At 41.5% G+C, this 25,431-nt stretch carries 24 protein-coding genes and 1 tRNA gene; 11 read left to right on the forward strand and 14 right to left on the reverse strand.

The genetic code is table 11. From position 1 onward, the window contains the following. Positions 1-204: 204 nt before the first annotated feature. The 3 genes from AWW72_RS00915 to AWW72_RS00925 are packed head-to-tail and all read left to right on the forward strand — an operon-like array spanning position 205 to position 3,316. Positions 205-1,089: an ATP-grasp fold amidoligase family protein gene (locus tag AWW72_RS00915; protein WP_062846147.1), complete on the forward strand. Its 885-nt coding sequence runs from the start codon at positions 205-207 to the stop codon at positions 1,087-1,089. A 35-nt stretch (positions 1,090-1,124) separates the two neighbouring features. After that, positions 1,125-2,294 (forward strand): nucleotide sugar dehydrogenase, encoded by a 1,170-nt coding sequence (locus AWW72_RS00920; RefSeq protein ID WP_062846148.1) that lies wholly within the window; start codon positions 1,125-1,127, stop codon positions 2,292-2,294. Next, positions 2,291-3,316 carry an NAD-dependent epimerase gene (locus AWW72_RS00925; RefSeq protein WP_062846149.1) on the forward strand — a complete coding sequence of 342 codons (1,026 nt, stop codon included), beginning with the start codon at positions 2,291-2,293 and terminating at the stop codon, positions 3,314-3,316. The genes AWW72_RS00920 and AWW72_RS00925 overlap by 4 nt, the downstream gene beginning before the upstream one ends. A gap of 88 nt (positions 3,317-3,404) precedes the next feature. On the opposite strand, the gene AWW72_RS00930 is transcribed toward AWW72_RS00925, so the two are convergent. The 6 genes from AWW72_RS00930 to AWW72_RS00955 form a co-directional block, all read right to left on the reverse strand. Then, positions 3,405-4,160 (reverse strand): hypothetical protein, encoded by a 756-nt coding sequence (locus AWW72_RS00930; protein ID WP_004775535.1) that lies wholly within the window; start codon positions 4,158-4,160, stop codon positions 3,405-3,407. A 173-nt stretch (positions 4,161-4,333) separates the two neighbouring features. Then, a complete protein-coding gene (locus tag AWW72_RS00935) occupies positions 4,334-5,260 on the reverse strand; it encodes a branched-chain amino acid transaminase (protein ID WP_004775537.1) in 927 nt (308 codons plus the stop codon). 30 nt (positions 5,261-5,290) lie between these two features. Beyond that, positions 5,291-8,038 carry a bifunctional [glutamate--ammonia ligase]-adenylyl-L-tyrosine phosphorylase/[glutamate--ammonia-ligase] adenylyltransferase gene (gene glnE / locus AWW72_RS00940; protein WP_004775539.1) on the reverse strand — a complete coding sequence of 916 codons (2,748 nt, stop codon included), beginning with the start codon at positions 8,036-8,038 and terminating at the stop codon, positions 5,291-5,293. Between the two features lie 72 nt (positions 8,039-8,110). Next, positions 8,111-9,382: a sensor histidine kinase gene (locus tag AWW72_RS00945; protein ID WP_047429308.1), complete on the reverse strand. Its 1,272-nt coding sequence runs from the start codon at positions 9,380-9,382 to the stop codon at positions 8,111-8,113. Between the two features lie 307 nt (positions 9,383-9,689). Further along, on the reverse strand, positions 9,690-10,415 hold the full coding sequence (locus AWW72_RS19545) for a hypothetical protein (RefSeq protein WP_212815483.1): 726 nt from the start codon (positions 10,413-10,415) through the stop codon (positions 9,690-9,692). A 106-nt stretch (positions 10,416-10,521) separates the two neighbouring features. Then, on the reverse strand, positions 10,522-11,874 hold the full coding sequence (locus AWW72_RS00955; protein WP_062846150.1) for a DUF4062 domain-containing protein: 1,353 nt from the start codon (positions 11,872-11,874) through the stop codon (positions 10,522-10,524). Between the two features lie 163 nt (positions 11,875-12,037). On the opposite strand from AWW72_RS00955, the gene AWW72_RS00960 reads away from it, so the two are divergent. Continuing rightward, complete coding sequence (locus AWW72_RS00960; protein WP_062846151.1) at positions 12,038-12,238, forward strand: hypothetical protein; 201 nt, start codon at positions 12,038-12,040, stop codon at positions 12,236-12,238. Between the two features lie 24 nt (positions 12,239-12,262). Here AWW72_RS00960 and AWW72_RS00965 read toward each other — a convergent pair. Beyond that, a tRNA-Leu gene (locus AWW72_RS00965) sits at positions 12,263-12,349 on the reverse strand. Positions 12,350-12,529: 180 nt separating this feature from the next. Between AWW72_RS00965 and queA the strand changes: the two genes are divergently transcribed. The 7 genes from queA to secF all read left to right on the forward strand — a co-directional run bounded on the left by queA (position 12,530) and on the right by secF (position 20,069). Continuing rightward, on the forward strand, positions 12,530-13,567 hold the full coding sequence (queA, locus tag AWW72_RS00970; RefSeq protein WP_062846152.1) for a tRNA preQ1(34) S-adenosylmethionine ribosyltransferase-isomerase QueA: 1,038 nt from the start codon (positions 12,530-12,532) through the stop codon (positions 13,565-13,567). A gap of 174 nt (positions 13,568-13,741) precedes the next feature. Beyond that, positions 13,742-14,770 carry a hypothetical protein gene (locus tag AWW72_RS00975; RefSeq protein ID WP_062846153.1) on the forward strand — a complete coding sequence of 343 codons (1,029 nt, stop codon included), beginning with the start codon at positions 13,742-13,744 and terminating at the stop codon, positions 14,768-14,770. A gap of 62 nt (positions 14,771-14,832) precedes the next feature. After that, entirely contained in the window at positions 14,833-15,402 is a 570-nt protein-coding gene (locus tag AWW72_RS00980) for a LemA family protein (RefSeq protein ID WP_004775583.1), read from the forward strand. A 176-nt stretch (positions 15,403-15,578) separates the two neighbouring features. Beyond that, positions 15,579-16,709 carry a tRNA guanosine(34) transglycosylase Tgt gene (tgt, locus tag AWW72_RS00985; RefSeq protein ID WP_005289237.1) on the forward strand — a complete coding sequence of 377 codons (1,131 nt, stop codon included), beginning with the start codon at positions 15,579-15,581 and terminating at the stop codon, positions 16,707-16,709. Positions 16,710-16,807: 98 nt separating this feature from the next. Beyond that, entirely contained in the window at positions 16,808-17,137 is a 330-nt protein-coding gene (yajC, locus tag AWW72_RS00990; RefSeq protein WP_004775585.1) for a preprotein translocase subunit YajC, read from the forward strand. A 51-nt stretch (positions 17,138-17,188) separates the two neighbouring features. Beyond that, complete coding sequence (gene secD / locus AWW72_RS00995; protein ID WP_005259597.1) at positions 17,189-19,090, forward strand: protein translocase subunit SecD; 1,902 nt, start codon at positions 17,189-17,191, stop codon at positions 19,088-19,090. Positions 19,091-19,100: 10 nt separating this feature from the next. After that, positions 19,101-20,069 carry a protein translocase subunit SecF gene (gene secF, locus AWW72_RS01000; protein WP_005259599.1) on the forward strand — a complete coding sequence of 323 codons (969 nt, stop codon included), beginning with the start codon at positions 19,101-19,103 and terminating at the stop codon, positions 20,067-20,069. Positions 20,070-20,153: 84 nt separating this feature from the next. On the opposite strand, the gene AWW72_RS01005 is transcribed toward secF, so the two are convergent. Genes AWW72_RS01005 through AWW72_RS01035 form a run of 7 tightly spaced genes read right to left on the reverse strand, consistent with a single transcriptional unit; the run spans position 20,154 to position 25,430 of the window. Next, positions 20,154-20,807: a 4'-phosphopantetheinyl transferase family protein gene (locus tag AWW72_RS01005; RefSeq protein ID WP_062846154.1), complete on the reverse strand. Its 654-nt coding sequence runs from the start codon at positions 20,805-20,807 to the stop codon at positions 20,154-20,156. Between the two features lie 25 nt (positions 20,808-20,832). Beyond that, positions 20,833-21,267, reverse strand: a complete 435-nt coding sequence (locus AWW72_RS01010) for a hypothetical protein (protein ID WP_062846155.1) — start codon at positions 21,265-21,267, stop codon at positions 20,833-20,835. A 14-nt stretch (positions 21,268-21,281) separates the two neighbouring features. Beyond that, positions 21,282-22,505 carry a beta-ketoacyl-ACP synthase gene (locus tag AWW72_RS01015; protein ID WP_047429288.1) on the reverse strand — a complete coding sequence of 408 codons (1,224 nt, stop codon included), beginning with the start codon at positions 22,503-22,505 and terminating at the stop codon, positions 21,282-21,284. Further along, positions 22,505-23,230 (reverse strand): 3-ketoacyl-ACP reductase FabG2, encoded by a 726-nt coding sequence (locus AWW72_RS01020; RefSeq protein WP_004775592.1) that lies wholly within the window; start codon positions 23,228-23,230, stop codon positions 22,505-22,507. Before AWW72_RS01020 ends, AWW72_RS01015 begins: the two co-directional genes overlap by 1 nt. Before the next feature lie 8 nt (positions 23,231-23,238). Next, a complete protein-coding gene (locus AWW72_RS01025) occupies positions 23,239-23,676 on the reverse strand; it encodes a hotdog family protein (RefSeq protein ID WP_062846156.1) in 438 nt (145 codons plus the stop codon). Beyond that, positions 23,677-24,879 (reverse strand): beta-ketoacyl-[acyl-carrier-protein] synthase family protein, encoded by a 1,203-nt coding sequence (locus AWW72_RS01030; RefSeq protein ID WP_062846157.1) that lies wholly within the window; start codon positions 24,877-24,879, stop codon positions 23,677-23,679. Beyond that, a complete protein-coding gene (locus AWW72_RS01035; RefSeq protein ID WP_062846158.1) occupies positions 24,876-25,430 on the reverse strand; it encodes a DUF3261 domain-containing protein in 555 nt (184 codons plus the stop codon). Before AWW72_RS01035 ends, AWW72_RS01030 begins: the two co-directional genes overlap by 4 nt. Between the last annotated feature and the right edge of the window lies 1 nt (position 25,431).

A 25,431-nucleotide genomic window follows, 5' to 3' on the forward strand; every position in this document is an offset into this window, starting at 1 on the left:
TTATTGTCTTAGATGAAGCATGCCATCTATCTTCTTATCGTATTTTTCCTGTACATGAACATCAGCTTAAAACTCACAATCTTTAACAAAATCAAACCTTTTGGAATCAGTTAGTAAAAAAATATATTACATTTTAATTAGACGAATTTAAGCATTTTTACTATAATTATCGACTACTTTTATGGGATTAAACCTTTTTTTAAAATGATTAACTATGACTATTTTGAATATCAAGCAAAAGTAATTAGAACTAAATTTGTCTCAGATAAAAAGTATCTCACCAAACGTTTTATGTGTAAGTTGGGCTATACACCCGACTTTGGCGCGCCTAAAAGCTTTAATGAAAAAGTCACGGCGCGCATGATCTACGAAAGAAGTCCGTTATTGACTAAACTGGCGGATAAATGTGCCGTCAGAGATTTAATTTCAGCAAAAGTCGGAAATGACTATTTGGTTCCTCTGGTTGGCGTCTATGGCTGTGCTGATGAAATCGATTTTGAGCAGCTACCTAACCAGTTTGTGCTGAAATGTACCCATGACAGTGGTAGTGCCAAGATTTGCCGTGATAAAAGCAAACTTGATGTCAGCATGGTCAAGGCTAAAATCAAGGATCACTTGAAAAAGAACATGTATTTCAGAAAACGCGAGTGGCACTACAAAGACATTTGCCCCAAAATTCTGATTGAACAATATGTTGATTTATATGTCGATCCAGCAACCCAGTCAGTCATTACCACCTGTCGTGTTCACTGTTTTGAAGGGCGTCCAGAATATCTGGAAATTGATGTACAAGATACCCAAGGTAATGACTATTCAAACATGTATGATACTGAATGGAACTTACAGCCATTTCGTGTCGACCTGAAAGATAACTCACCTGATGCTTTAGCCAAGCCACCACAATTGAAAAATATTATCGAATTGTCAGAAAAACTCTGTTTTGCGTATGGTTATAGTCGAGTAGATTTCTTATTATCTCAGGATCACGTTTACTTCAGTGAAATTACGCTCACCCCAAATGCAGGACGAATGGTGATCACACCAGTAGAATGGGATTTAAAACTCGGCTCACTCTGGCTATCCTATTAACCGTCCATCATGTATTTCGAATCTGTTAGGTACTTATGAAAATAGCTATTGCTGGAACTGGATATGTGGGGTTGTCAAATGCGATGCTATTTGCACAACACCATGAGACCATTGCACTTGATATCTTAGAAAGCAAGGTAGAACTACTAAACAATAAAGTATCACCGATTCAAGATCATGATATTTCGCTATTTTTAAAAGAAAAAAACTTAAATTTTAAAGCGACAACCGACAAGCAACACGCTTTTCAAAATGCTGATTTTATTATTATTGCAACACCTACCGATTACGATCCACAGACCAATTACTTTAATACACAAAGTGTTGAAAGTGTGATTCAGGATGTGCTCGCGATTAATCCTGCCGCGACCATGATTGTTAAATCAACCGTTCCTGTGGGTTTTACCGAGCACGTCAAAAACAAATACCAGACTGAAAATATTATTTTTTCGCCTGAGTTTTTACGTGAAGGCAAAGCACTGCACGATAACCTCTACCCATCCCGCATCATTGTTGGAGAGCAATCTGAACGTGCCCAGCAATTTGCAGACTTACTGGTAGAGGGTGCAATCAAACAGGATATTCTTGTACTTTTGACCCATTCAACCGAAGCTGAAGCGATTAAGCTGTTCGCCAATACCTATCTTGCCATGCGTGTTGCTTTCTTCAATGAACTGGACACCTACGCGCAAAGTTTCGGTTTAGACACCAAGCAAGTGATTGACGGGGTCTGTCTAGATCCACGTATTGGCAGTCATTATAACAATCCATCGTTTGGCTATGGCGGCTATTGCCTGCCAAAAGACACCAAGCAGTTGCTCGCAAACTATAACAATGTTCCAAGTAACCTGATTAAAGCAATTGTCGATGCCAACCGTACCCGTAAAGATTTTATTGCCGATTCAATTATCGCAAGGAATCCAAGTACCGTCGGTATTTATCGTCTGGTGATGAAAAGCGGTTCTGACAATTACCGCGCCTCAGCAATTCAAGGCGTGATGAAACGCCTAAAAGCCAAAGGTATTGAAATCATTATTTACGAGCCAACCTTTCACGAAGATAGCTTCTTTAAATCGAAAGTTACGCAGGATCTAAATGAATTCAAGCAATCATGTGATGTGATTATTGCCAATCGCCTCTCCAATGAATTGCTAGATGTACAAGATAAAGTTTATACACGAGATATTTTTGGAGGCGATGAATGAAAGTTCTAGTCACAGGCGCTGCTGGATTCATCGGCTTTAGTGTTGCACAAAAACTGCTTGAACGCGGTGATGATGTAGTCGGTTTTGATAATTTTAATGATTATTATGATCCAAGCCTTAAAGAAGCTCGTGTCAAACAATTACAACAAGTGGCCGAAAAGAGTGAGACAGGCAACTTCACACTGATCAGAGAAAACCTGGCCAATAAAGCAGTGGTTGACCAGTGTTTTAAAGAACATGCTTTTGATCGTGTTATCCATTTAGCCGCACAAGCAGGCGTGCGTTACTCGCTTGAGAATCCGCATAGCTATGTGGAAAGCAACCTGATTGCCTTTACCAATATCTTGGAAGCATGTCGCTACGCAGAAACACCTCACCTGACCTATGCAAGCACCAGTAGCGTGTATGGGGCTAATACTACCATGCCATTTAGCGAACAGCATGGCGTTGACCACCCTCTACAATTCTATGCAGCGACTAAACGTGCCAATGAATTGATGGCGCATAGCTACAGCCATTTATTTAAACTTCCAACGACAGGTCTACGTTTCTTTACGGTATACGGGCCGTGGACACGTCCAGATATGGCACTCTTTAAGTTCACCAAGCATATTTTTGAAGGTAAACCAATTCCAGTGTTTAATCATGGCAACCATACCCGTGATTTCACCTATATCGACGATATTGTGGAAGGAATTATCCGTACCAGCGACAAGATTGCGATACCGGATGAAAACTGGGACAGCAATCATCCAAACCCTGCGACCAGCAATGCACCATTTAGAATTTTCAACATTGGCAACAATCGCACAGTGAAATTGATTGAATATATTCAGGCGATTGAAAAAGCTGCTGGTAAAGAAGCGATTTTAGACCTGCTTCCGCTTCAACCTGGTGATGTCCCTGATACCTTTGCTGATAGTTCGGCACTGGAAGACTATGTCAACTATAAGCCAGCAACTTCGGTTGTGGACGGCGTGAAAAACTTTGTGGATTGGTATCGTCAGTATCACAACATTTAAGTAAGCACCCTAAATGCAAAAAATCAGGCTAAGCGCCTGATTTTTTTTATTGCTGTCATCGCTAAGTTTAGCAAGACACCCACTTAGCTTACTGCCAAGATTCTTTGATCCAGTCAGATGGCAAGACATAACGATACCATTTACCACCTCCACCGCTGATCGCATCAGGTGGATTGATCTCACCATGGAAAATAATAATTTTTGCGCCTTTAGGCTTAACGGGCGGCTGGAAGTAAGCAAAAGGAACTTTTCTTAAACAATGGTATTTATAACTCTTACACCAGTCTTTATCCCAATAGCTGAGCTTGCCTTCTTTGTGCATAAACCAAGACAGATATTCCTGCTCGTTACGGAACTTCTCGCGGATTTCATTAAAGTTCTCGCGGAAATATGGCAGAACATCAGGGAAAGCTCCCAGTTTAAAACGATATACTGAACTATTGCCAGTAATCCGCCATGGACGTTTCCAGTCATGAATCACCAAAAACTCACCTTCGGCCTGAAAGAAGCAATCAATATTATCAACAATCACCACGTCCAGATCGATAAACAGCGCATTGCCTTTTAAACCATATAAATCAGGTTCAAAGGTCGAAAGCTTGTTCCAGCCCCGTTCAGGGCTACCCGCAGGCAGATCCAGTGATGGAATCGGAAAACATTGAATATTAGGATCAATCCCTTCAGTACGGTCAGTCAAACAGACCATTTTAAATGGCAAAGTCAGATGACGTTTGACCATGTTATAGAGACGGTTAACGTACTCGGCACCATATTTGGTTCCCCATTTCATACACAAAATGACATTGTCTTCAGGAGTTGCCGAATCTTGTTGAATATCTACCATCTGATAACCTTAATTGCTTGAGATATGCTGTCCCGCTTTAGATAAAACTTAAAAACGTTCAGACATATGCACTGAATATATTGCCATCTTAGCATAGAGCCTAGGCTTTTTTTTACTATTAATTCGTCAATAAAAAAGCGAAGCCTAAGCTCCGCCTTTGCGCTGATTTGAACTTATTTGATATAAGTTAACCAGTGTGCATATTTCTCATTACGGCCTTGAACCGCATCAAAGAAAGTCTTCTGGATTTCAGTGGTAATCGGGCCACGTGAACCACAACCGATTTCACGGTCATCGTATTCACGAATTGGCGTGACTTCAGCCGCTGTACCTGTAAAGAATGCTTCATCTGCAATGTAGAATTCATCACGCGTGATACGCCGCTCAACCACTTCATAACCCAAATCTTTGGCAATGGTAATAACTGTTTGACGGGTAATCCCTTCAAGTGCACCACCAGCCAGATCAGGTGTATGTAACACACCATCTTTGATCAGGAATACGTTCTCACCCGCACCTTGGCAAACAAAGCCTTGTGGGTCAAGCAACATTGCTTCGTCATAACCTGAACGTGCAACTTCCTGATGTGCCAGAATTGATACCGTATAGTTACCACATGCTTTTGCTTTACACATGGTCACGTTAGGGTGATGGTGCGTGAATGAAGAGGTTTTTACACGAATACCACGTGCCATTGCCTCTTCACCTAAATACGCACCCCAACCCCATGCTGCAACTGCTGCATGAATGGTGTTTTCTGTCGCTGCAATGCCAAGCTTTTCAGAACCAATCCAGATCAGTGGACGTAAGTAGCAAGAAGCCAGTTTATTTTCACGCACAACATCAATTTGTGCTTGTTCTAATGTCGCTTGATCAAATGGAACATTCATTTGATAAATTTTTGCTGAATTTAATAAGCGCTTAGTGTGATCTTGCAAACGGAAGATTGCGGTACCATTCGGTGTTTCATAAGCTCTGACGCCTTCGAAGACACCCATACTGTAGTGTAATGTGTGAGTCAGGACGTGAATTTTTGCATCACGCCAATCAACCAATTTTCCATCTTGCCAAATAAAACCATCACGATCAGCCAAACTCATCGCACATACTCCATTTTCTTTTTTACACAATTATTCACTTTCCAATGCTATCGCAGTTGGATCAATTAATCTTTGCCATAACTTGCAAACGATCTCGCGGGTATCGTGCCAATCCGCAGCATTAACTTGCATAGATTGGTTTGCAAGTGCTAAACGGTGGCTCTCAGCTCGTTCACGGAGATAAGCGTGTATTAATGCTGTGGCATCTTCACTGGATAAGCAGCCTGCTTTAGCAGCATCTTCTAGAATTCTTACATTATCGGAAAAATGGGCGAGATCTGTATTCGTCCCACTCCATGCAAGTACAGCATACTGTGCCATAAATTCGATATCAACGATACCACCTGAGTCCTGTTTTAAATGAAAAATACCATGTTTTTTTTGCTCAGAAGATGATCCCAAATGATCTTTCATCTTTTGACGCATTTTTAACACTTCTTCACGCACTTCATTTTCATCACGAACTTGCGTCAGGATCTGGCAGCGAATCTGCTCAAATTGCTGGCATAAACTTTGATCACCCGCAATCGAACGAGCACGGACTAAAGCCTGATGTTCCCATAACCATGCATTTTTCTGTTGATACTGTTCATAGGCTTTTAAACTGGTGACCAACATGCCTGCTTCACCCGAAGGTCGCAGGCGCGTATCAATTTCATAGACACGTCCATCAAGGGTTTGCGTGGTCATCAGCGACATAAATTTTTGTGCCACCCGAATGGCAAACTCAGCTCCACTAATGCCTTTGCGACCATCCGTTTCACTTTGCTCTTCAAGCGCATGAATAAATACCAGATCCAGATCTGAGCCATAACCCAGTTCAATGCCACCTAATTTTCCATACGCAATCACCGCGAAGCCTTTACGGTCCAGACTACAACGTTGCCCGTCATTACCCAAAGGATAACCATGCCGCGCAGCGACAGCTTCATAGGCCAAGCGTAAGGTTGCCTGTACGCTGACTTCAGCAATATCGGTAAGTGCATCCGACACTTTCATTAAAGGACTTTCGGCCAACACATCACTGGCAGCGACTGTCAATACATTGCTCTTTTTAAATAAGCGCAATACCCGCATCTGATCTTCGACTTGGTCAATCTCGATCCGAAGCAATTGCTGACGCAGAGAATCTTCCAGATCCTGACGCTGTGGCAGACCAAAATCCATGGACAGGAATTCATCTAAAAGTACGGGATATTGCGCCAGTTCTTCACAAATCCACGGACTGACCGTCGACATTTTTACCAGTCGTTGTAACGCACCACGGCTTTCCATCAGCATCACCAAATACACGGTACGGCGTAACACGGATTCAACCAAAGGCATTAAACGCAATAAAGCCACTTGCGGCTGATCGGACTGCAAAATCGCTTCAATCAAATGTGGCCAAAATTTCTTTAAACGCTCTAAGGCACTGGCAGGAATTTTACGTAAGGCTTGTCCATGCCAGAAGTTTTGAATCAGGTTCTTGGCATTGTCATCAAGTACCGCATTGAGTTTTTGCTCAAGCTGAACGAAATCATCCACAGGTTCAGAAAATTCTTTTTCCTGAATCAACTGTTTAAACTGGACTTTGACCTTGTCACGCTTCTTATTCAATACCTCTAGGAATGCAGGCCAATCTGCAAAGCCTAATGTATCCAGCATCCGTTGTCTCAGTTCAGGTTCGGTTGGCAAAGACTGGGTTTGCTGATCATTCAAGGCCTGAATTGCATGCTCCACCCGTCTTAAAAATAGATAAGCGTCTTCCAGATCAATCACCGCTTGCTGATCCAGCAACTCGGCTTCACCTAAATGATGCAAGTTGACCAGACATTGACGATCTTGCAGTTCACGCTTCGATCCACCGTAGATGAGCTGGAACACCTGCACAATAAATTCAATTTCACGAATCCCGCCTGCGCCAAGCTTAATATCCTCTTCGATATTACGGCGCATGACTTCACGCTCAATCATCGCCTTCATTTCACGCATAGCAGCGAAAGCAGAATAATCAACATAACGGCGAAATACGAATGGACGCGACATGTCCAGTAACTCTGCACCCGCTTTGCCGCCCGTAATCACGCGTGCCTTAATCCATGCATAGCGTTCCCATTCACGCCCATGCTGGCTCAGATATTTTTCCAAACCACTATGGCTAATTGCCAAAGCCGAGCCATCGCCCCACGGCCGCAAGCGCATATCGACACGGAATACAAAACCATCGGCAGTAATGTGATCCAGTAGGTAAATTAATTTCTGTCCCCACAAAATGCAGAACTGCTGCACATCAATACATTTACGCCCATTGGTTTCACCCTGTTCATCAAAGGCAAATATCAAATCGATATCACTAGACAGATTCAGTTCTTGAGCGCCCAGCTTACCCATGCCAATGACAATTAGATCCTGCAACTGGCCTGAATAACCAATCGGTTCGCCATGCTTAGCGAGTAAAGGTGGTAATGCAAAATCTTTGGCAGCACAAATACTGGCATCAGCAAAATCAGACAATTCTCGCGTCAGTGTGACCACATTGGTTAATTGATTGGCATCTTGCCAAATCCAGCGAAACATCAACTTGGCACGTAAAACACGTAAAGCCTTCATCCATGCTTGTTCATTACTGCATTCAGCCACAGCCTGCTGAACTTTTTGATAGATGGTTTCAGTCGACAATGCATCAAGAAAATGATCTTGGTTATAATCTTGTTCTAATTCTGCTTGGTATAAATTTAAAACTTGTTCAGCATATTGGCTTGCGACCAAGGTTTTTTGTAGCTGTTCCGCATTCATATAAAAAGGCTCGACTGACGTCATCTCATCTTGGTTAGTTATATCAGTTACAAGCTTATCTTTAAAATCTCTTTAGACTAATTTTGCTTTGGTTTTTGCCTGACTTGTACATAAATCAACCTGCTCACGTTCTATCGGGAGCAGCACTGTAAATACCGTGCCTTCCCCTTCATTGGAAGTCACATTGATTTCACCCAGATTCATTTCCACAAAGCGCTTGCATAAGCTTAACCCCAGTCCAGCACCTTTTTCTCCTGCGGTACCTTTATAGCTCATGGTAATGCGTGGCTGAAACAAATCTTTAATTTGTTCTTGGGTCATACCTAAGCCTGTGTCTTTAACATAGATCTCAACATAGGTGCCCTTGTGCTGCGCCTGAATATAAACTTTGCCAGAACCATCCACATCAGTAAATTTCAGTGCATTGGAGACCAGATTCTGAATCACCGAGGTAATCATATTCATATCGGCATAGACTTTCAGGTTTTCATCGACTTCGTTAATCAGTTGAATATTCTTTTTAATCGCCAAAGTTTTCAGGATATCGGTCACAATATTGGTGATCTGACGTAACTTGAAGTTAATGGGATGATAGACAAAGCGCCCACCCTCTGCCATCGCCCAATTCAGTAAGCTTTCCAATAAGTTATAAGTCGACTGCGAGGTATCGTAGAGATAATCGGCAATGTTCTGAATACTTGACTCATCCAAGGTATCACGCTCTTTCGCGAGTATTTCAGAGAAGCCTAACAAGCCATGAAATGGTGCACGTAAGTCATGGGAAATTATGGAAAAGAATTTGGTTTTACTAAAATTCAGTGCAGCTTCTTGTTCGTATAATTCTTTGAGTTCATCGTGGTTAAACTTCAATTCCAGTTGTTGCATGAAATTGACACTATGCTCTTGCAGCAGTTGTTTTTGTAATTCGCTAAAGCCTTGTGCAGCTTCATCAAACAAGATGATATAACCGAGTGAGGTTTGGTCTGGATGCCTGAGGTGTAAGGCAATTGCCGACTGGACTTTCTTTTTGATGGGATGTAAAAATGCCAATAGGGTTTGATATTGTGGATGATCACAGTCGACCAGATCGCCATTTACAAATAGCGTATTTAAGCTTTTGGTAATCTTTGAAGCATCAATTGCTTGTAACTTTTCAGGACAACGATGCCAAAGGTAAGGTTCCTGATGAAAAGCGAGTAATGCCGTACTGGCTTGCATCAATTTACGATTGAATTGTAAAAATTGCTCAAGCAGGTTCTGCTCTGAGTTTAGCCCCAAAGAAAGAGAGATTTTACAAGCACTTAACTTTTCGGCTTGCTGTAGTTCTAATAATTGAATCGCCATTCCCGCCTCTCGAATATTATCGTTATACGGTTCTTTACGTTTTATAGAAAAAATGTGAAAACTATCACTTAGTAGTAACAAACTTTAACAGAAAAGGCAATTGTTGATTCAATCAATTCGCAACAAAACGTGAAATTTCATTGAATTTTAACTTGAGCCCTGTCCAACATTAACAACAGCTGAGCTACCTCTATTACTTAGTTTATTATGTCAATGCAACTTTATTAATTATTCAAGAGCAAGTTCGCCTCGTTCAAAATTCTATGAATAAAGAGTAAGAAAAAGCCCTCGAAAGAGGGCTTTTTTTTTAGAAGTGTCTACTTCTTCGATATTCGCTAATATTACTTATGCTTGAATTGTTCAGATTCTCGCTATGTTCAATTTTCCGAATAGTTTCATACTCTGAGTCAGCTTTCTTTACACGCTCAAAAAATGTTTCAGCATCATGAATTTTACCAGTGTCTAGCAATGCTAATATAGATAGGATAAAGCACCCAAATAGATAAATTCCCCCAAATAAATAATGAAAAAAAGTAGGCTCAAAATTTATATTAGGAAGAATCTCGGATGAGAATGCTAAGGGAGTTATAAAAAGCATAGCAAAAATGACATATTGAGCACCATAAATAAGAACTTGTTTGTTAACAGTCCGCCCTTCTTTTAATTTCAACTTGAAGTTTTGAGCTGTTATGTTTTCACCAGGCGTATACACAATAAATTTTCGACCAAGTTTATAATAACGAATCATTTGATCAAAATTAATCAATCTAGCTTCATGTAATTTTATCAGATAAGCCACTAAATCATAATCCACGTAATCCAGTCGGGCTATCTCTTGGGCAGCTCTATCCCGTTCTAACTTACTTTTCTTATTATCATACAAAAAATCTTTAAAAAATCGAGAGGTAGATTCTAACTTTGATCCAAAATCTTTGTGCGTCAAAGCTATAATTTCAGTTCTCTTATAATATAACGTCCACATCGCAACCAAACCTAAAGCTAGTTTAATCGCAATATCCATATCAAAATTCATAAAAAACTCTTTATATTCAAATATTAAACAACTTCAAGAAATTACATTATTTCTAAATATCTATGAATAATAGTTATATCAAAATTCCTCGCAATAAGGCTTATTTCTACTCCACTACTTGAAGTGGTATTTCAAAATAGACAGGTTCTTCATATTCAGAACACATAATATTCACATATATTGTGCCTTCACCCAATGATTTGGGCAATATTGAAATGTTTTTTTTAGAAATACCTCTGGAGTGTAATAATGAATCAAATTCAAATATTACAGTTTGTGAGTTACTTTTTTTATAAGGATGTTCTATAGGAAAATCTGGAATATAGCTTATATTATTCATTGACAATGTTGGAGAAAAAAATCTTTTATGTCGTTCTTCAGGGGTTTCTATATGCCCAACAATCAATTGATCTAATTCATTTTTATAATATTTTAAATTCTCCATTGAGTCATCATCAACTATAAAAACGAAAGAAGGAAACCTAATTTCAATGCTCACTTTACTTGCTATAACATTTCCAAGATTTGATACATCTATACTTAACCGTCCATTTTCCATCTCAATAAAATTATAATCTCTTAGTGCGATATGATGCTGCTTTAAAATATCATCAGTAACACTATCTATATCATTATTGTACTCATCGATAAAGTCATCAACTTTAGAAAACCCAATTAGCAAGGCACTTGAACTATAATCGTTAGTTTTCTTTAAACCTAAATTTTTAATTCTTTTTTCAGGTTTTATATAAAAATAATCTTCTCTTAATTTTTTCCAACGAATTTCTATAGTATCTCCTTCATCATATTCAATATTGTTTATACCGTTCACAGAAACTTTGAGAATTGGTCGTTTTGTTGAGACTGACTGCTTCAATCGTTCATTTTCCTCACGCAACTTACGATTTTCTTCACTTAGTTTAGCGATCTCTTCAGCAATATGTTCAGATTTTGTATCACCTCGTATCCATCCGACACCTTTATGTCTAGCAAATGATTTGGGTAAAGCTACTGCAATTTGACGTTCTAAATCACTTACGTCAGTCCAAAATGCACACATTTTTCCATTTTTAGCTTTTTCAATAAATTTATCTAGTTTTATTAAAGACTCTGGTACAGTCTCCCGGTGAGAGTTAGATACGGCTACATCTCTCTCCCTAATAAATGAAATGATTGGAATTTTTTTTGACTTAGCGTAATTAAATTCTTTTTCTGTGTAACTTATTCCATTATTATTCAAACTTCCGTATCGGTGCCCAATGATCAATACATAATAATCACTAACATCTATGGCATCAGTAATGATCTTCCATTGATCATCATCATCAGCGCTAAACATTTCCATACCTACAGGTAAGTGATAGAGATCTAAAATAACTTTTGTAGCTTTCTCTCTAGCTTCAATTAAATCGTTATATGTAGAACTTATAAAAACCTGATATTTTTTATCCTGACTCATGATCACTTTTTAAATAAATATAAATTATTTAACATTTATATCATCTTCACAAAGTTAGATAAACATATATTTATTAGATACTTCTCTATTTTAATATCAATCAATTAACACGTATTTCATGATATAAATGTAAATATAAAACGCCATTTAGGCTTCTTAGAACATGGAAAAATTATCCCAAGAAAAAATCCAAAAACTCCTTAAAAAGAGGTTTTCGGATATCGAATTTGAACTTAAAAATGATGTAAATCCTGACATACTTACGGGTGAAGTAATTATAAGTTTAGAAAAATTTTTATCAAAGTTTGTAAATGTACCTTTGAAAACCCCATCGATGAAAAATAAAAAAACCCCAAGCCTTTAATACCAGCTTGGGGTCTTTGAATCTTGGTCCCGAGGGTCGGACTCGAACCGACACGTCATCTCTGACAGCGGATTTTGAGTCCGCCGCGTCTACCAATTTCACCACCTCGGGAAGAGTGCGATGCTTTGTGTTGCGTATAATAACCTGTTTGATTTTATTGTCAAACACTAACTCACGCTTATTGCTCACTTTTAAATCACTCAGATATTTTTCTGCTTATAAACACACGAACTCAGCGAGAAAACGCAAAAAAGACTATACTACGCCCAATTTTTGCAATGTTTCCGATGTATGCAACTCTCCGACTTTTCGTTTGATCTCCCCGATGAACTTATTGCTCGCTATCCATTAGACAGCCGTAGCGCATCTCGCCTGCTGCATATCGATAACCAAGGTCAATACCATGACCATGCCTTTACCGATATTCTTGATCTACTTGAAGACGGTGATTTGCTGGTACTGAATGACACCAAAGTCATGAAAGCACGCTTAAAAGGCAAACGTGCTACAGGGGGGGCAATCGAAGTGCTAGTTGAACGCATGTTGGATACCCACACTGCCCATTGCCATATCAAATCAAGTAACTCACCTAAAGCAGGCGCAGAACTGTATATCGGTGAAGATGCAGTACCTGTCACCGTACAAGGTCGCCATGAAAATCTGTTTGTGGTGAAGTTTTCACAACCGATTTTGTCAGTACTGGATCAATACGGTCAGCTCCCGATTCCACCTTATTTCAATCGTGAAGCTGAAGAGATTGATACTGAACGTTATCAAACTGTGTTCCATGATCCTGAAAAAATTGCCAGTGTTGCTGCGCCAACAGCCAGTCTGCATTTCGACCAAGGCTTATTAGAACAATTAGCCGCTAAAGGCGTGCAAAAAACCTTTGTGACCTTACATGTTGGTGCAGGGACTTTTATGCCTGTACGCACTACAGACATTACCAATCACATTATGCACAGTGAATGGTGTGATGTGCCACAAGCGACGATTGACCTGATTTTGGCAACCAAAGCACGCGGTAATAAAGTGATTGCGGTAGGCACTACAGCGACCCGTGCGCTGGAAAGTGCAGCGCAAGCCAATCAAGGCAAAATTGCAGCGTGGACAGGCGATACACAGATCTTTATTTATCCAGGTTATCAGTTCTGTATCGTGGATCGTTTGATTACCAACTTCCATTTACCAGAATCGACCTTATTGATGTTGGTTTCAGCTTTGTCGAATCGGGATAATATCTTGGCTGCTTATAAACATGCAGTGGAACAACGTTATCGCTTCTTTAGTTATGGCGATGCGATGTTGGTGGACAAGCTTGACGCTTAAAACAGATCAATAGGCTAAATTCAGGTTTAGCCTATTTTTTTCAGAATAGATTAAACAGACCACTGTTTATTAAAATAAAAAAGACCGCCAAATTCAGATTACACACTTCTTAGTTTCTGAAATTTAAAGCATAATTCAGCTCATACAAAGCAATTATAATGAAATAAAACCTCCATGCCGATCGATACAGTACAACAAGCTCTCCATATCCGACGTAAAAAAAATGCGCAGGTGTTCCGTAATATCGCCCGTTTGTGGGAGGCTGGACAAAAATCGCATAGTGATCAGGATTTGTTAGATGCGCTGCATCCTTGGCGTGAAGACCATAATCTGTGTTTCTTTAATGCCCTTCCCTACCTACTGGGTATCATCAGCATCGGAACGCTGGTTTTTGGCTATTTTCTCCATCCGCATATTCAATACATCTGGAGTCTGCTCGGGGCATTTCTGACCGGTTTTCTCGCTTATCTATTGTATGAACCGCAAGAGCCATTGACTCGTGTGATTCGTTATTTAGAAGAACGCATTACTGTATTGCGTTATGGTTTGCAGTTCCAGCAACTGCCTGCTTATTTACCCATTCAAGCGCAACCACTGCTAGTGATGAGTAAATTAAAGCAACATTTTCCCTTATTTAATCGTGGTAGTGAATCCAACGACATCACGCACTATGCATCAACGACGTGGAATGATGGCACGACCACGCATCAAGTGCTGCTTTTTCAATATCATTACGTCAATGAAATGCCGATTTTGCAAGATCAAGGCAACAATAAGAAAATCGTCAAAGAAATTCATAAGGATTTGTGGGGCGCCTTTATTTTTCAAATGCCCAACTTGGGGATTGCTGTCAGTAATCAGCGTTCCCGTTTTTTTGAACCCTATAACAGTTCATGGCAAAGCAGCGATATTTTGATTAATCAGGAATTGAATATTTTTGGATTGAATCAACATCAGTTAGCCAAGGAAATCAGCCCGAGTTTAACCCTAAAATTACATGATTTTTTTCAACATTTTACAGGTGATTTAATTTATCATCATCAAGAGCAAATCCTGTGTTACGTGGGCGAACAAAATCTTTTCCAAACCGCCAGTAAACGCAGTGAAATTCATGATATTCCAGCATTACGCGGACACTTGCGCACCATGACCATGCCGCAATATCAGAAATTTCAACAATTGATGCTGAATGTAATTCAATAATTCTCCCAAGCTCTCTTTTAATAAAGCGAGAATTTAAGGGAAATAACAATAAGGGGAATGTGATGACAGGTTTACTGATCTTTTTGGGGATTTTTGTAGTACTGATCGTATGGGGCGTTTCTATTCGCAACAACATCGTACGATATTTTAATGCCACCAAACGTGCGTGGTCAGAAGTGGCTAACTTCGAGCGTCAAAAAGTAAAAACATTGGAAGCTCTCGAAGCGACGCTGGATCAATATACCCAGTTTGAAAAATCAACTTTGGAAAAAGTCACCGAGTTACGTCAACAGATTCTGAATCTTAATGTCAATGACACGGATATTTCACAATTACAACAAATTGAGAAAATGAGTAAAGAGCTGATCCGCAGCTTAAATGTGGTGGTTGAGAATTATCCTGAACTTAAAGCGGATGCGCTGTATAGCAAAATGATGGATGACATTCAGGAACAAAATGAAAATGTCGGTGCAGCCATTACCATCTTTAATCGTAACGTGGAATTGTTTAATAACCAGATCGAAGTGTTTCCAAACAACTTGATCAATACCCTAACCTTATCCAAGAAGACGATTCGTCCGTTTAAGGATAATCTTGCCACTGAAAATTTTGACTATAAACCGAATTTTTAGTGCATTTGAATTTCTCATAAAAAATATCCCTTTATCCCCCTCTTTTCAAAGAGGGGTTAGGGGAGATTATTATTTTTTGGCTATGGCTACATTTAGTAGTAGAACTGGACGCCATAATCAAGGAAAATAGCCGCTTTTGATCAGCGAACTGTTTTTTCGCCTTGATGGATAGTGTCATGAAATTTGAAAAATTAGGCCAGTCGGGGCGCGCCCGCCGTGGTCGACTCACTTTAGAGCATGGTGTGGTTGAAACACCTGTATTTATGCCGGTCGGTACTTACGGTACTGTGAAAGGCATGTTGCCACGCGATATTGAAGACATTCAGGCACAAATTATTCTAGGTAATACCTTCCATCTTTACTTACGCCCTGGCTTGGAAGTCATTAAAGAGCACGGCGGTCTGCACGAGTTTATCAAATGGGATAAACCGATTTTGACCGACTCTGGCGGTTTCCAAGTCTTTAGCTTGGGTGCAATGCGTAAGATCAAAGAAGAAGGTGTAACTTTCCGTTCGCCAATCGATGGTTCAAAAGTATTCCTGTCTCCAGAGATTTCAATGGAGATTCAACAGGTACTCAATTCAGACATCGTAATGATTTTTGATGAGTGTACCCCTTACCCTGCGACACATGAAGAAGCGCAAAAATCATTGCAGCTTTCTTTACGCTGGGCAAAACGTTGTAAAACCCACCACCATGATGAGCTTAAGAATAAAAATGCGTTATTCGGCATCATTCAAGGTGGCATGTACGAAGACCTGCGTGATGAGTCACTGAAAGGCTTGTTAGAAGTTGGTTTTGATGGTTATGCGATTGGTGGCTTGTCGGTAGGTGAACCGAAAGAAGAAATGATCAAGGTACTTGATTATTTACCAAACAAAATGCCACAAGACAAACCACGTTACTTGATGGGTGTAGGTAAACCAGAAGATATCGTGGAAGCGGTGCGCCGTGGTGTCGATATGTTTGACTGCGTGATGCCAACCCGTAATGCACGTAATGGTCATTATTTTGTGACCGATGGTCTGGTGAGAATCCGTAACAGCAAATATCGTCATGATAAAGGGCCATTAGACCCACATTGCGATTGCTACACTTGTAAAAACTTTACGCGTGCCTATTTATATCATTTAGAGAAGTGCGGTGAAATGCTGGCATCAATGCTCGGCACAATCCATAACTTGCGTTACTACCAGCGCCTTACGCAAGGTATGCGTGATGCACTGGATAACGGCACATTTGATGAATACGTTCAGGACTTTTATGCACGTCGTGGATTAGACGTTCCACCTTGCCCTGAAGATTAATTCATCAAGATTTGCGCCTGATCGCAAGACAAGGTACATTGCAAAACGAATTGGAATTTATTGTTAATTTTTTGGCTTTTTAATTTTAGGAAAACGAAATGAGTCTTTTCATCTCTACTGCTCACGCTGCCCCTGCTGCGACACAAGGTCCAAGCTTGATGGCTAACTTGTTGATGATCGCGGTATTTATCGCAATTTTCTACTTCTTGATCTGGAGACCACAAGCGAAACGTGCCAAAGAACATCGTTCTTTGATCGAGAGCTTGGGTGTAGGCAGCGAAATCGTGTTTGCTGGTGGCTTAATGGGGAAAATTATCAAACTCGAAGGTGACTTTGCAGTTGTTGAACTCACTCGTGGTGTTGAGGTAAAAATCCAGCGTGCGAGTGTCATTTCAGTATTACCTGAAGGCACATTAAATAACCTTTAATCATAAAATAGTCGTGCCTCAGCACGACTTTTTCATTTAAGAAGAAAGCGAATGCGTTACCCTGCATGGAAATATTTACTGATCCTGGTTGTCCTTGTGATCAGTACGTTATATGCACTTCCAAGTCTGTATCCAGATGAACCTGCTGTCCAGATTTCTGGGGCCAAAGCAGGCACCAAGATTGATCAGACTATCGTGCAAAAAGCTGAGCAGATTTTAAAAACTGCCGATATTAGCAGTCACGACAATAGCTTCACCAACAATGCGGCATTATTACGTTTAAGTTCTTCTGAAGCGCAGTTAAAAGCGAAAGAAGTCCTTCGTCGTGATCTCGGTGATGACTATGTAGTTGCACTCAACCTTGCGCCGACCACACCTGAGTGGTTGCAAAAGATTGGTGCGAAACCGATGAAACTCGGTTTGGACTTACGTGGCGGTGTACACTTCTTGCTCGAAGTCGACATGGATAAAGCAATTAGTCAGCGTATGGAAACATCTGCGACTGATTTGCGTCGTCAATTCCGTGATAACAAAATCAAATTTAACAACTTGGCGTTAAACAACAACACCATTACTGTCCAGTTTGCAAACAATGCAGACCGTGATGCAGCGACTGATTTCTTGCGTCGCAATGGGAATGAGTTTACACAACAGGCTGTTGCGACTTCATCTGGTGCAACCTTAAGACTGAATTATACCGATACACGTCGTCAGGAAATTCAATCTTATGCAGTGAACCAAAACTTAACCACCTTACGTAACCGTATTAACGAACTCGGTGTGGCAGAAGCTTTGGTACAAACACAAGGTAGCAACCGTATTGTGGTTGAATTACCCGGTGTCCAAGATACAGCAGAAGCAAAACGTGTCTTGGGTCGTACAGCAAACTTAGAGTTCCGTCTGGTTGCGGATAGTAATGATCAATATATCGATCCATATACAGGTAAATATAATGGTCAGCCACTTCCTCCAGGCACTGAAGTGTTCGCTTACCAATCACTTGATAGCGGTCGTCAGTTGCTGTTGCAACGTAACCGTATCTTGACGGGTGAACGTGTTCAGAATGCAAGCTCTGGCTTTAGTCAGGACTCAGGCGGCGCCGAAGTAAACATCACGCTAGACACTGCGGGCGGTAAGCTCATGTCAGATGCAACACGTGGTGCTGTCGGCAAACGTATGGCGGTACTGTTTATTGAAAATAAACAAAAAATCTCTTACGTTGCAGACCCGAATACTGGCGTTCAAACCGAAGTTCGTACCCCATATACTGAATCTGTCGTGATCAATGCTGCAACCATTCAGGCGGTGCTTGGTTCACAATTCCGTATTACCGGTCTAGATTCACCACAAGAAGCGGCTGAACTTGCCTTGATGCTTCGTGCAGGTGCACTTGCTGCGCCGATGTACTTCGTAGAAGAACGTGTAGTTGGTCCAAGCTTAGGTCAGGAAAACATTGACAAAGGTGTGTTATCGACTCAGATCGGCTTCTTACTGGTTGCGATCTGGATGGTTGTATTCTTCCGTTTATTCGGTTTAATCGCAAACTTTGCCTTAGTCTTTAACCTTGCCATGATCTTAACCGTGATGTCTTGGATTGGGGCTTCCCTCACCTTGCCAGGTATTGCGGGTATTGTCATTACCATCGGTATGGCGGTCGATGCCAACGTCCTGATCTGTGAACGAATACGGGAAGAAATGCTCTGGGGCGCCTCGCCAAAACAGGCGATTGTGGCGGGTTATGATCGAGCCTATAACACCATTCTTGACTCGAACTTAACCACATTCCTCGTTGCGTTTATCTTATTCGCTATTGGTACAGGCCCGATTAAAGGCTTCGCTGTGACCTTGATGATTGGTATTGTGTGTTCGATGTTTACTGCAATTACCGTAACTCGTGCCATCGTACAGCTCATTTATGGCAAACGCCGTAATTTGAAAAAGTTGAGTATTTAAGGAGATTCACATGACTGATCTGACTCAACAAGACTCAAAACAATACGGTCGCCCGGATAACCTGAAAATTATCCCGTTCATGAAGATTGCCAAACCTGCGGCTATCTTCTCGATCCTGCTGACGATTGCGAGTATCTTCTTTATCGCAACCAAAGGTCTAAACCTCGGTTTGGACTTCACTGGCGGTATTTCTGCTGAATTGAACTACAAGCAAGGTGTGCAGCCTTCGCAAGTGGTGCAGGCACTTGATCGTGCTGGCTTTAAAGATGCAGTGGTACAAACCTTGGGAAGTAATACTGACCTGATCGTACGTATGCCTGTACAAGAAGATCTGGACGTCGAAGACCTGAGCAATAGCATTACTAAAGCCGTTCAATTGCCAAATAACACCGTAGAAGTTCATAAAGTGGACTCTGTTGGTGGTGCAGTAGGTAATGAGCTTTATGTGCGTTCTGCAGGTGCAGTGGCGCTTGCATTGATCTTGATGCTGATCTACGTGACCATCCGCTTCGAGTTTAAACTCGCGATGGGTGCGGTCATGTCGTTATTTCACGACATCATCATTATCATCGGTGCATTCGCATTGTTCCAATGGCCTTTCGACTTAACCGTATTGGCTGCGGTACTTGCGGTGATTGGTTTCTCGCTCAACGATAACATCGTTGTATCGGATCGTATCCGTGAGAACTTCCGTAAGATTCGCGGTGCAACACCTCGTGAAATCGTTGATATTGCACTGACAGAAACCTTACGTCGTACCATCCACACCTCGATGACTTTATTACTCGTGGTACTTGCCATGATGTTCTTGGGTGGTGATGGCTTACACTGGTTCTCTGTTGCTATGTTTGTCGGTGTATTCGTGGGAACTTACTCATCGATTTATATCGGTACAGCATTCGCTTTATGGCGTGGTCTGAATCGTCAGGACTTTATTGTTCAAGTTAAACCTGAATTTGAAGAAGAAGAGATTCCTTAAATCCCTCTCCTCTTGGATTCAAATAAAATGCCAGCAATATGCTGGCATTTTTTATCGCGTTAAAATCTACAATACCTGTCGGCCTTAATGCTGAACAATCTGAATTTTTGGAAACTGAAAACCTCGGCAAGATTGCTCTGCCCGCCATGCGATAGTCACCACGATTTTCTGGTTCAGGATAAAGTTCTGATATGCAAAAGTTCCAATCAATGGATGTGAACACATGCCGCCCTGATTTGAGGGATGAACCTGCGTATTCAAGCTATTCAGATCCAGACGAATCCCTAAACCAGAGGCTTTTAAAATCGCTTCTTTGGTGGTCCAAACTCTAAACCAATATTCCAGATCCTGATCTTGCTGTTGCCAAATATGGTATTCCTCGGGATGAAATGCATGCTGCGCCAAAGCATCGTAACGGACTTTTCGATCTAGCTCCTCAACATCAATACCGATATCTTGAACACGCTCACTCATTGCCAACGCATAATATTGCTGACTATGCGAATGATTAAAATGTAAGGAATGAGAGCTTAAAAAAGGTTTACCATGCTCATGTTTGTCAAAAATCAGTTTATCTATGCAGCAATCCAGTTGTTCGGCAAGCAACTGATTACGTCGGGCCTGAATCTGCTGTTTTTTATAATGATTAAAGCTTCTTAAATCAGAAAAATCTGTTTTCTTCTTTTCAAGCAGTTGAGCCAATGCCTGAACATGGATTTCAATTTCACGTGTCGTCATTGGCTTAACCTGATCTTATCTATGCTTAAAATTTAACAAGATCGCCTTTGAGCGCAACACTTGCTACCGCCATGCCTTTATAGCATTGATAGGTGGTTGAGCTTTGTGCTTCATTCTTTTTAAAATAACTTACAATATTCGTCACAGCATTGGCACCACGTGCTTTCGCAGCTTTGTCTAACTGTATCAATGCAGAACGAAGTACCCAGTCACATGACTTTTCAGCCGACTTGCCAAAGCCATTGGTCTTCTGATTGGTCACGATATCTTGTTCTAACACCTTGCCGCCTGCTTTATTTCCTTTCAGATAGAACTTTACGCTCCCATCTAAAGTACCATCAGCAACTGCACGATCTACAGCAGTTTTAAAATCAAAATTATGTACAGTATCGGCAGCTTGAACAGATGCAGCAAAACCTGTGCTTAAAATTGTTGCTAGAAATAATTGTTTCATTGACATTATTATGCCCCTCGTTATGTTACACGTTTAAAAATCAGTGACGTATTAATACCGCCAAAAGCAAAGTTATTGCTCATCATTATATTGATATCACTCGTTCTTACCTGTTGAGTAATATAATCCAGATCACCGCATTGTGGATCGATTTCATCCAGATTCAGGGTGGGAATCAATTGTCCGCGTTGCATCATTTCAATTCCTAACCACGCCTCGATCGCACCACAAGCACCTAAAGTATGTCCAAAATAGCTTTTTAAGGAACTAATCGGTTTACGTCCTAATATTCGTGCAGTGGCCTGACTTTCTGCAATATCACCCTGATCGGTAGAAGTTCCATGTGCATTGACATAATCAATCTGGCTGGCATCCAGCTTGGCATCTTTAAGTGCCATTTGCATGCATTGTCCCATTCTTTCAGTATCAGGTCTGGTGACATGCTGTCCATCGGTATTGCTTGCATAGCCAATAATTTCAGCATAGATCGTGGCGCCACGCTGCTTGGCATGTTCATATTCTTCAAGAATCAGGCTACCCGCACCTTCACCAATCACTAAGCCATCACGTTGTGTATCAAATGGGCGGGGGGATTTTTCAGGATGATCATTCATTCCACTGGTGGCCAATAGCACATCAAAAACTGCTGCCCCTGCGGCACTCAGTTCCTCTGCTCCGCCTGCAATCATGACAGTCTGTTTGCCATATTTAATCGCTTCATAAGCCTGACCAATGGCCATTGAACCTGAGGTACATGCACTTGAAGTCGGTAAGGTTAATCCTTTTAAACCGAAGTAGACCGTCATATTCACGGCGCTGGTATGGGACATCATCCGGATATAAGTGGTGGCATTGATCTTACTCATATCCTGATCAATCAACATATTACCAAACTCGCGAACGGCATCGACGCTACCTGCCGATGAACCGAAAGCCACGCCAGCATCGCCACTTTTCAGGATTTCGTGATCAATAAGTCCTGCATCCTGTAATGCATTTTCCGCACTGATCACGGACATAAGCGCAACCCGTCCCATGCCACGCGTGACCTTGCGGTTAAAATGCTTGGCAACCTGAAAGCTACTAACAGGTCCCGCCAGCTTGGTTCTTAAATCTGGATATTGCTCCCACTCAGGCATATAGCAAATGCCACTTTTACCTGCATGGAATTGCGCAAAAATTTCATCCGCAGTTTCGCCTAATGAGGTAATACCTGCCATGCCTGTAACCACAACACGCTTCATCAGATCAGTCCTCCATTGACCGAAATCACCTGACGGGTAATATACGATGCCTCATCTGAACACAAGAATTTCACTACACCAGCAACTTCATCGACCTGTCCCATGCGTTGCATTGGAATCATTTTTAAGGCGTGCTCTTTAACTTCTTCAGTGACCATTTCGGTTTCAATCAGGCCTGGTGCAACACAATTCACCGTAATTTTGCGCTTGGCTAATTCCAGAGCCAATGCTTTAGTCGCGCCGATCAGCCCTGCTTTTGCTGCACTATAATTCACTTGTCCACGATTGCCCATAATCCCAGATACCGAAGAAAGTGTGACAATACGCCCACCTTTACGTAAATGGATCATTGGCATAATCAAAGGCTTAAGCACATTATAAAACCCATCTAACGAGGTCGAAATGACTTCATCCCAGTCCTGATCGGTTAAAGCTGGAAATGCACCGTCATGGGTAAGACCTGCATTCAGCACCACACCATAGAATGCCCCATGCTGCTCAACATCTTGTTCTAATAGGCTTTTTACCAGTTCCCGTTCATTCACATCAAATAATAAATAATGGCTGTTTTGCCCAAGACTTTGAATCTGTTCAACCACTTGCGCGGCTTCTGCTTCACGCGAACGCGCATGAATGGTGACATCAAAACCCGCTCGAGCCAGTTGCAATGCAATTGCCTTACCAATCCCACGACTTGAGCCTGTCACTAATATTCTTCTATTCATTGTTGTTCCTAAAACGATAAAGTCTGTGTCGATGGATCTGTCGGCTCATAAACACTTAACATGGCACTAATCACCTGCGCATTGCAGTGAATTTCACAAGAAAACTGCCCTAAGCCTTCATGCAGATATTGCTGTTCAACCCGAACTTTTAGTGTCTGCCCAAGTGAAAAATAGGCAAAAGGTAATTGAAGTTTTCGTGTTCCCAATAGGAAGCCGACCTTGGGCGCTTGCTGTAATTGCTGTCCCATCCAGCCAGAATAAGCACTAATGGTCTGTGCCATAATTTCAATGCTTGTCCATGTTGGCAAACCTGCTGCTTCACAGAACATTAGCTCAGGGCAAATGGTCAGTTCAGCAATCGCATAACCGTCATTGACCTCAACCAGATGATCAATAAAGACCATGGGCTGTTCGTGCGGAATATATTGAATTGCATCCAGTTTCATTTATGTTCCCACACCAAATAATAAGCTGATATTACTGCCCCCAAAGGCAAAAGAGTTACTCAACACATACTTAATATTCCCAGTCTGCTGAGAATCAGTGACATAGTGCTGGTCCGCCAGATCAGGATCAATTTCTGTGTGTTGATGTAAGGGCAACCAGTTCTGATCTTTTAATAACTGGGTACAAATAAAAGCTTCTATCGCTCCCGCAGCACCCAAACAATGCCCTGTCTTGTGCTTGGTACTGCTTAATGCCACATGCTGAGCGGAGAAGATTTGCCGAACTGCCTTGATTTCCATTGCATCATTTTGCGGTGTGGCAGTCCCATGCAAATTGATATATCCCACCTGTTCAGGTGTAACCGCGGCACTTTCTAAAGCGCGCTGCATCGCTGTCGCAGCCCCTAAACCTTCAGGATGAGGTGCAGAAATATGCCATGCATCCATCGACTCACCCACACCGTAGAGCATGATGGGTGCAGATGCCTTGGTTAGTAAAAATAATGCAGCAGCTTCACCAATATTAATTCCATCACGATTGATACCGCAGGGTTGGCAAATATCAGCAGATAAGCTTTCCAGACTATTAAACCCGTTTAAGGTCAATTGACATAAGCTGTCGACACCACCCACCAGTACCGCATCTGCCAATCCAGCCTGAATTAAACGCTGTCCCGCAGCAAATGCTTTTGCACTCGATGAGCAAGCCGTCGAAATGGTATAAGCAGCGCCCTGCCAGCCTAGATAATGTTGCAGTGCTTTTGCCAGACAGCCCATTTCCTGTGGCTGATGTGAAATTTCAAGCGTTTCATCACCATTAAAGTACTGCTTGAGTAATTTCTCACTGTCAGAAATACCAGAGGTTGAAGTTCCCATCACAATACTAAGACGTTTTGGATCAATTCCCGCAATCTGCTGTTGGAGCTCAACCTCAATTTTTTGCAGCGCAGTCAAGGCAAAACGTAGATTCCGCGAATCAAATATCTTTAAAGATTCTGGCACGGTTTCAATTAATGCATCTGCATAACGCCCTACCCAAACTGGACGATCAGCTAAAAATCCTGTTTCCAGTGTTAGGGTATTGTCAGGCGTCGTTAAACGTTCGCGAATGTGCGGAATATCCTGACCTAATGCGGATAGTCCGACACTGAGGGGAATACCAACCGCTTGCAACGGTGCTTGCTGAGATAAAGAGTGACTCATGGCTGCATCCCTTGCTCAGGTTGATCACTATTTAAAGTATTTTCAATCGGACTTAAAGTCATGCGATAAGGGACTTGCACATTATCCAACTCAATTGAACTGCCATTTTTCTGGATCTGCAAAATGACTTTCTGCTGAATCAACACCTGCTGCTGATACTCGCCATTTTTAACAGTGACGCCCTGCTGTCCCAAGGTTGCAAATTCAGGATAAGTTGCAAATAAAATATCCCGAACCACAAACTCAAAAGGAAGTAAGCGCATCTGGTCAATGCGTTGCTGTACCTTGACCTGCTGTCCATCAAACTGCAACTGAAACAAGGCTTGTCCTGTCAGTCCAAGACCCACCAGACTAAGCTGCTGTCCCTGCTGCTGCTGATATAGCAAAAAACCAAAGCTCTTGTCTTTCCACTGCACTTCAACTTGATCTTGTCGTTGATATTGCTGCGCAGGCCAATGACTGCTTTGCAGCCCTTGCGCATGCGGTGTCAGCTGACAGCCCGTAAATACTAATACACTACAGCACAATAGGCTGGCCCAAATCCATTGCATA

It is taken from the genome of Acinetobacter sp. NRRL B-65365, from assembly GCF_001605865.1.
Classification (GTDB): Bacteria; Pseudomonadota; Gammaproteobacteria; order Pseudomonadales; family Moraxellaceae; genus Acinetobacter; species Acinetobacter vivianii.

Bases quoted from the DNA above. Each gene is read 5' to 3' on its own strand.
- AWW72_RS19545 (WP_212815483.1), bottom strand. From the start codon at position 10,415: ATGAATTTTGATATGGATATTGCGATTAAACTAGCTTTAGGTTTGGTT.
- AWW72_RS01025 (WP_062846156.1), bottom strand. From the start codon at position 23,676: ATGAAACTGGATGCAATTCAATATATTCCGCACGAACAGCCCATGGTC.
- AWW72_RS00915 (WP_062846147.1), top strand. From the start codon at position 205: ATGATTAACTATGACTATTTTGAATATCAAGCAAAAGTAATTAGAACT.
- yajC (WP_004775585.1), top strand. From the start codon at position 16,808: ATGAGTCTTTTCATCTCTACTGCTCACGCTGCCCCTGCTGCGACACAA.
- queA (WP_062846152.1), top strand. From the start codon at position 12,530: ATGCAACTCTCCGACTTTTCGTTTGATCTCCCCGATGAACTTATTGCT.
- AWW72_RS00930 (WP_004775535.1), bottom strand. From the start codon at position 4,160: ATGGTAGATATTCAACAAGATTCGGCAACTCCTGAAGACAATGTCATT.
- AWW72_RS01010 (WP_062846155.1), bottom strand. From the start codon at position 21,267: ATGTCAATGAAACAATTATTTCTAGCAACAATTTTAAGCACAGGTTTT.
- glnE (WP_004775539.1), bottom strand. From the start codon at position 8,038: ATGAATGCGGAACAGCTACAAAAAACCTTGGTCGCAAGCCAATATGCT.
- AWW72_RS01015 (WP_047429288.1), bottom strand. From the start codon at position 22,505: ATGAAGCGTGTTGTGGTTACAGGCATGGCAGGTATTACCTCATTAGGC.
- secD (WP_005259597.1), top strand. From the start codon at position 17,189: ATGCGTTACCCTGCATGGAAATATTTACTGATCCTGGTTGTCCTTGTG.
- AWW72_RS00925 (WP_062846149.1), top strand. From the start codon at position 2,291: ATGAAAGTTCTAGTCACAGGCGCTGCTGGATTCATCGGCTTTAGTGTT.
- AWW72_RS00935 (WP_004775537.1), bottom strand. From the start codon at position 5,260: ATGAGTTTGGCTGATCGTGATGGTTTTATTTGGCAAGATGGAAAATTG.
- AWW72_RS01020 (WP_004775592.1), bottom strand. From the start codon at position 23,230: ATGAATAGAAGAATATTAGTGACAGGCTCAAGTCGTGGGATTGGTAAG.
- AWW72_RS00955 (WP_062846150.1), bottom strand. From the start codon at position 11,874: ATGAGTCAGGATAAAAAATATCAGGTTTTTATAAGTTCTACATATAAC.
- AWW72_RS00960 (WP_062846151.1), top strand. From the start codon at position 12,038: ATGGAAAAATTATCCCAAGAAAAAATCCAAAAACTCCTTAAAAAGAGG.
- tgt (WP_005289237.1), top strand. From the start codon at position 15,579: ATGAAATTTGAAAAATTAGGCCAGTCGGGGCGCGCCCGCCGTGGTCGA.
- AWW72_RS01030 (WP_062846157.1), bottom strand. From the start codon at position 24,879: ATGAGTCACTCTTTATCTCAGCAAGCACCGTTGCAAGCGGTTGGTATT.
- AWW72_RS00975 (WP_062846153.1), top strand. From the start codon at position 13,742: ATGCCGATCGATACAGTACAACAAGCTCTCCATATCCGACGTAAAAAA.
- AWW72_RS01035 (WP_062846158.1), bottom strand. From the start codon at position 25,430: ATGCAATGGATTTGGGCCAGCCTATTGTGCTGTAGTGTATTAGTATTT.
- AWW72_RS00945 (WP_047429308.1), bottom strand. From the start codon at position 9,382: ATGGCGATTCAATTATTAGAACTACAGCAAGCCGAAAAGTTAAGTGCT.
- AWW72_RS00980 (WP_004775583.1), top strand. From the start codon at position 14,833: ATGACAGGTTTACTGATCTTTTTGGGGATTTTTGTAGTACTGATCGTA.
- secF (WP_005259599.1), top strand. From the start codon at position 19,101: ATGACTGATCTGACTCAACAAGACTCAAAACAATACGGTCGCCCGGAT.
- AWW72_RS01005 (WP_062846154.1), bottom strand. From the start codon at position 20,807: ATGACGACACGTGAAATTGAAATCCATGTTCAGGCATTGGCTCAACTG.
- AWW72_RS00920 (WP_062846148.1), top strand. From the start codon at position 1,125: ATGAAAATAGCTATTGCTGGAACTGGATATGTGGGGTTGTCAAATGCG.